2 protein-coding genes and 1 pseudogene are annotated in these 1,117 nt (G+C 65.9%); 1 reads left to right on the forward strand and 2 read right to left on the reverse strand.

The window, feature by feature from the left end; genetic code table 11:
* Together NW841_RS12825 and NW841_RS12830 are read right to left on the reverse strand one after the other, a co-directional pair.
* The coding region (locus NW841_RS12825; protein ID WP_414386777.1) for a hypothetical protein at window positions 1-180 on the reverse strand (180 nt) is incomplete at its 3' end.
* The gene (locus tag NW841_RS12830; RefSeq protein ID WP_414386779.1) at window positions 177-836 is read right to left on the reverse strand and encodes an SDR family NAD(P)-dependent oxidoreductase; all 660 of its coding nucleotides are present in this window, start codon (window positions 834-836) and stop codon (window positions 177-179) included. The genes NW841_RS12825 and NW841_RS12830, both read right to left, overlap by 4 nt.
* Window positions 837-883: 47 nt before the next feature.
* On the opposite strand from NW841_RS12830, the pseudogene NW841_RS12835 reads away from it, so the two are divergent.
* A pseudogene (locus tag NW841_RS12835) lies at window positions 884-1,117 on the forward strand (hypothetical protein); the annotation flags it as partial.

A 1,117-nucleotide genomic window follows, 5' to 3' on the forward strand; every position in this document is an offset into this window, starting at 1 on the left:
ATGTGGATAAGAGCCAGGGTCGGAGGGGTTAATCGGCACGGCGGTCATCTTGACCAGCACTTGCCCGCGCTGGGGGCGCGGCACGGGGCGCGTCTCGACGCGCATCGAGTCGGGCGCGCCGTCGTAGGCGTGCAGCACCGCCGCCTGCATCGCGTCGGGGATTGGCTCAATCGCTCTCATTCGGGGAGGATGTCCAGCGTGCCCTTCTGCTCGTTGTAGTACGCCTCCAGAATGCGTAGGGCGACATCTTCAGGCTGGAGGGCTTTGGGCGGCATGCGGAACGGCACGCGCTCCCAGAAGCGGGTGGCGACTGCGCCAGGGCGCACGACGGTGATTTTCCAGCGCGGCTGCTCTTTGGCAAGCACCTGCGCGAAGGTCTCCAGCCCCGCCTTCGCCGTCGCATACGCGCTCAAGCCAGGCAGCGCCAGTTTCTCGCTCATCGCGCCGATGTAGAACAGGTGCGGTTCGGGGCTGAACAGCGGGCTGAAGACACGGGTCGCCACATACGCGCCCGTGAGGTTCGCATCCAGGATGCGCCGCCACGCCTCCAGCGGCATCTCGGCGACTTTTTGCGCCGTGATGTCGCCGACGGCGTACACCAGCGCGTCCACTTGGCGGTCGCCCAGCGACTGCAGGTGCGCTTGCAGTGCCTGCGCCGCCGCCTGCATCGCCGACTCATCAGCGACATCGCTTACCATGTGCGCCCACTGAACGCCCTGCGCGAACCGCTCCGCATGGCGTCCAATCGCCCACACTTCCCATTCGTCTTCCATAAACGCCTTCGCAACGGACTGACCGATAGTGCTGTCTGCGCCAACTAAGAGTAGGTGTCCCATAGTGGGTAGATTGTACCTGTTGGGCGTTGGGTACAATACGCCATCCTATGGCGCGGTACCGATGGCGCGTGCGTGCAACGGATGAGGCGAAAGCGACGCAGCTGGCGAGCGAGCTGAACATTAGCCCCGTGCTGGCGCGGGTGCTGGTCGCGCGGGGCTACACCGACCGCGAAGCCGCCTATCGGTTCCTTAACCCCGCGCTGGACGACCTCAGCGACCCGAAGCGGCTGCCCGACATCGAGCCTGCCGTGCGCCGACTCGCGCGGGCAGTCGAGCGCAAG

The sequence above is a fragment of the Synechococcus sp. H60.3 genome (assembly GCF_047462295.1).
In the GTDB taxonomy this organism is placed as follows: Bacteria; Cyanobacteriota; Cyanobacteriia; order Thermostichales; family Thermostichaceae; genus Thermostichus.

Excerpts from the sequence above, each read along its gene's own strand:
- NW841_RS12830 (WP_414386779.1), bottom strand. The coding sequence starts at position 836 with ATGGGACACCTACTCTTAGTTGGCGCAGACAGCACTATCGGTCAGTCC.